The sequence below is a fragment of the Halolamina salina genome (assembly GCF_042678005.1).
Taxonomy (GTDB): domain Archaea; phylum Halobacteriota; class Halobacteria; order Halobacteriales; family Haloferacaceae; genus Halolamina; species Halolamina salina.
Map to the genome: position 1 here is coordinate 1 of NZ_JBHUDH010000073.1, position 523 is coordinate 523.

Consider the following 523-nt stretch of genomic DNA (forward strand, 5'->3'; position numbering starts at 1 on the left):
CGACACTGCAACGGTCGAGGTAACTGATTCTCGCCTCGACTACGCCTTCGCTGACGTTGAGCAGACCACGCAGGGCGAGATCACCAACATCACCGTTGATGTTTCGGAGAGCAGCACCCCGGTTATTACCCTCGGTGGCACTGAATACGGATACGCTACGCACGCCAAGCTGACGAACGTCGAAGAGGAAGAAGTCGTCGTTCAGTTCGACACGCACGACGTGCACAGTAATCCGTGGAGCGTCCACGAGGATTCCGACGCTGAGATCGCTGAGAGCGACACGAGCGTCTACACCGCCGACGGGTTCGAATCTGGGGATCCGCTCCCCAGCTACAACTGGGACCTGTCGATCGGTGACGAACTTGACTCAAGCACCTCTGACGATTACGATCTCGTCAACGAACACGACCGAGATCGACTAGTCGTCCAGGACCGAGCGGCAATCGGTGACGTGACGACTAACACCGCGCCGGCAGCAGACACTCTGGAGACCCTCGACGACCTTGAGGACACCACGGTCACT

General features: G+C 58.5%; 1 protein-coding gene. It reads left to right on the forward strand.

Annotated elements, in window-relative coordinates:
* On the forward strand, positions 1–523 hold a 523-nt coding region (locus tag ACFR9S_RS07805; protein ID WP_459077193.1), incomplete at both ends, for a DUF7827 domain-containing protein.